5 protein-coding genes are annotated in these 3,491 nt (G+C 65.0%); 2 read left to right on the top strand and 3 right to left on the bottom strand.

Annotated features, from left to right (window positions below):
• Nucleotides 1–309 (bottom strand): DnaB-like helicase N-terminal domain-containing protein (locus RMO25_RS08930; RefSeq protein ID WP_309662257.1); only part of this gene is annotated, 309 nt, incomplete at its 3' end.
• A gap of 189 nt (nt 310–498) precedes the next feature.
• Between RMO25_RS08930 and dcd the strand changes: the two genes are divergently transcribed.
• Together dcd and kynU are read left to right on the top strand one after the other, a co-directional pair.
• The gene (dcd, locus tag RMO25_RS08925; RefSeq protein ID WP_309662256.1) at nt 499–1,053 is read left to right on the top strand and encodes a dCTP deaminase; all 555 of its coding nucleotides are present in this window, start codon (nt 499–501) and stop codon (nt 1,051–1,053) included.
• Between the two features lie 88 nt (nt 1,054–1,141).
• Nucleotides 1,142–2,371: a kynureninase gene (kynU, locus tag RMO25_RS08920; RefSeq protein WP_309662255.1), complete on the top strand. Its 1,230-nt coding sequence runs from the start codon at nt 1,142–1,144 to the stop codon at nt 2,369–2,371.
• Between the two features lies 1 nt (nt 2,372).
• Here kynU and RMO25_RS08915 read toward each other — a convergent pair whose 3' ends face one another.
• Nucleotides 2,373–2,954: an NAD(P)H-dependent oxidoreductase gene (locus RMO25_RS08915; RefSeq protein ID WP_309662254.1), complete on the bottom strand. Its 582-nt coding sequence runs from the start codon at nt 2,952–2,954 to the stop codon at nt 2,373–2,375.
• Between the two features lie 11 nt (nt 2,955–2,965).
• A partial coding sequence (locus RMO25_RS08910) for a S1 RNA-binding domain-containing protein (protein ID WP_309662253.1) occupies nt 2,966–3,491 on the bottom strand: 526 nt, incomplete at its 5' end.

Below are 3,491 nucleotides of genomic sequence, written 5' to 3'. Positions count from 1 at the left end.
TCCGGTCAATTGCGCCAGATAGGCCGGCCCGCCGACCTCCTTGATCCCTTCGTCGGCCTCGAACAGCGGCCGCAGGGTAACCGGGTTGGCGATCATGTTGCGGTCGGTGAGCCGCAGGATCGACTCATAGATGCGGCCGTGGAGCGGCTCGAAGAAATGGTGTGGCTGGAGGCGCGTCTGGATGTCCTCGACCAGCCGGTTGTCGATCATCAGCGCGCCCAGCAGCGCCGCCTCCGCTTCGACGTTCTGGGGGAGGGCGGGTGCTCCGGCAGTCGTTGCCGGATCTGCGATTCGAAGAATTTCTGCCATGGCCGCACTCTACGCCAAGCGACTCCGGCACTCTAGCGCGAAGTCTACTGGCTGCCTGTGGGAAGCCTGTGAATTACTTTCGTCATTCCCGCGAAAGCGGGAACCCAGCCCGATCAAACCATCCACAGAAAAGAAATGGGTTCTTTCTGGCTCATTGAAGGGCGGCGGCGCGCCCGTTACGCACCCACCATGACCATCCAATCCGACCGCTGGATTCGCGAACAGGCGCAGAAGCACGCGATGATCGAGCCATTCGTCGAGGCGCAGCGGGCCGACGGCTGCATCAGCTACGGCCTGTCGTCCTACGGCTATGACGCGCGGGTCGCCGACGATTTTAAGATCTTCACCAATGTCGATTCGGCGATCGTCGACCCCAAGAACTTCGACTCCAACAGCTTCGTCGACCGCAAGACCAATGTCTGCATCATACCGCCCAACAGTTTCGCGCTGGCCCGCACGGTCGAATATTTCCGGGTGCCGCGCGACGTGCTCGTCATCTGCCTCGGCAAGTCGACCTATGCGCGGTGTGGGATCATCGTCAACGTCACCCCGCTCGAGCCCGGCTGGGAAGGCCATGTGACACTGGAATTCTCCAACACCACGCCGCTCCCGGCCAAGGTCTACGCCAATGAAGGCGCCTGCCAGTTCCTGTTCCTCAAGGGCGAGGAGCCGTGCGAGGTCAGCTACGCCGACCGCGCCGGCAAATATATGGGCCAGCGCGGCGTAACCCTGCCCAAGCTGTGACCCTCGACCCCCTTTGTCGTTGCGAGGCGCGCAGCGCCGCGGCAATCCAGTCCGAACAAAGAAACTGGATTGCCGCGCTGCGCTCGCAATGACGGTAAGTCTCGAAGACGCCCGGGCGCTCGACGCCGCCGACCCCCTTCGCTCCGCCCGGGACCGCTTCGTGCTGCCTGACGGCGTCTATCTCGACGGCAATTCTCTCGGCCCATTGCCGACCGCGACCATCGATCGCCTGCGTGAAGTCGCCGAACAACAATGGGGCGGCGACCTCATTACCAGTTGGAACAGGCACGGCTGGATCGACGCCCCGGCACGGATCGCGGCCAAGCTCGCGCCCCTGCTCGGTGCCAAGCCCGAAGAGTTGCTAATCGCCGACTCGACCACGGTCTGCCTATTCAAGCTGCTCGCGGCCGCCGTCCGGGCGCGCCCCGGCCGCACGACGATCCTCACCGAAGACCGCAACTTCCCGACCGACCTCTACGTCGCGCAGGGCCTGGTCGAGATGCTTCCCCACGTCGAACTCAAAAGCGTTGCGGCGGGCGAGATCGCCGGCGCCGTCGATGACCAGACCGCCGTCGTCATGCTAACCCACGTCGATTATCGCAGCGGCGCGCGGCACGACATGGCCGCGGTCAATGCCGCCGCCCACGCCCAGGGCGCGCTCGCACTGTGGGACTTGTCGCACAGCGCCGGCGCGGTCGCGCTCGACCTCAACCGCGACGGCTGCGACCTCGCCGTCGGCTGCGGCTATAAATATTTGAATGGTGGCCCGGGCGCTCCCGCTTTCCTGTTTGTCGCCAAGCTCTTACAAGACGAATTGCGCTCGCCGATCCAGGGCTGGATGGGCCACGCCGAACCGTTCGCGTTTGAATCGGACTACCGCCCGGCACTCGGCATTGCTGCCTTCCTCACCGGCACGCCCTCGATCCTCGCGCTCACCGCGCTCGAGGCCGGGCTCGACACCTTTGCCGGGCTGTCGATGGCCGATGTCGAAGCCAAGGGGCAGGCACTCCTCGACCTGTTCATCGGCGAAGTCGAAGCGCGCTGCGGTCCGGAGGTGACGCTCGCCAGCCCGCGCGATCCCACGCAACGCGGCAGCCAAATCAGCTTCACCCACCGCCACGGTTATGCGGTGATGCAGGCACTGATCGAGCGCGGCGTGACCGGCGATTTCCGTGCGCCCGACCTGATCCGCTTCGGCTTCGCGCCGCTCTACAACCGCTTCGAGGATGCCTGGCGCGCCGCCGACACCCTCGCCGACATCCTCGCCACCCGGGCATGGGATGAACCGCGCTTCCACGCCCGCGCGAAAGTGACCTGAGCTACTTTGGCGCGAGCAGCCGCCGCGATTCGTGGATCAAATGCACCCAGTCGGCGAACGCGTTCGACAGGCTCATCACGAGGTCCTTCAACGGCCCGTCCTTGAGCTTGCCGCCGGCATCGAAGCTGTCGTCGTTGACGTGGCCGAGATAGGCCTCGGGGTGCTGCATCACCGGCATGTTGAGGAACACCGCGGCCTGACGCAATTGGTGGTTGGCGCCGAACCCGCCGATACTGCCCGGCGAAGCGCTGACGATCGCCGCCGGCTTCTGGTTCCAGACGCTTTTGCCGTAGGGCCGTGAACCGACGTCGACCGCGTTCTTGAGCACGCCGGGTACTCCGCGATTATATTCGGGTGTCACGAACAGTACGCCGTCGGCGGCCGCGATCTCCTTGCGGAACCGCTCAAATTGCTCGGGCGGACTGGCGTCGGAATCCTGGTTGTAAAGCGGCAGGTCGTTGATTCCGACGATGTCGCAGTTCAATCGCTCGTGGGCCATCGCGCACAGCGACAGCGCGACCTTGCGGTTGATGCTTCCCTCGCGCAGGCTGCCGACGACGATCGCGATCTCATAGCGGTCCATGATGCTTCTCCTTACCTGCGCTTGCCCTGGTGCCGAATATTCGCCGGGCGCCCGCGGCGCGGACCTGGCCGCGCACGGTCCGAATGGCTCCGCGATCCGCCGCCATACGATCCCTCGGGCAGTTCGAACCTGAGCGATCCCGACACCGGATTGGCCTCGGCCAGCCGCAACGTCAGTTTCTGCCCGACCCGGTAGGTCTCGCCGCTATGCTCGCCGACCAGTTGGCGGGCCTTCTCGTCGTAACGGAAATATTCCTGGCCGAGCGTCTGTGCCAGCACCAACCCATCGCCGCCTAGGTCGGTGACGGTGGCGAAGAAGCCAAACGGCTGCACGCCGGTGATGCGGCATTCGACCAGCTGCCCGACGCGGTCGGACAGGAACGCGGCGACATAGCGATCCACGGTATCGCGTTCGGCTTCCATAGCGCGCCGCTCGAGCATGGATATGGCCTCGCCAATCGCCACGAATTTCTCGTCCTCGCCTTGTGGCAAGCCGCCCTCTCCCAACCGGTAGGCACTGACCAGGGCACGGTGGACC

The organism is Sphingomonas sp. (assembly GCF_031361285.1).
Classification (GTDB): domain Bacteria; phylum Pseudomonadota; class Alphaproteobacteria; order Sphingomonadales; family Sphingomonadaceae; genus Sphingomicrobium.
The sequence above is the reverse complement of the archived record's forward strand: the minus strand, read 5'-3'. Positions and strand labels throughout refer to the sequence as shown.

Bases quoted from the DNA above. Each gene is read 5' to 3' on its own strand.
- dcd (WP_309662256.1), top strand. From the start codon at position 499: ATGACCATCCAATCCGACCGCTGGATTCGCGAACAGGCGCAGAAGCAC.
- kynU (WP_309662255.1), top strand. From the start codon at position 1,142: ATGACGGTAAGTCTCGAAGACGCCCGGGCGCTCGACGCCGCCGACCCC.
- RMO25_RS08915 (WP_309662254.1), bottom strand. From the start codon at position 2,954: ATGGACCGCTATGAGATCGCGATCGTCGTCGGCAGCCTGCGCGAGGGA.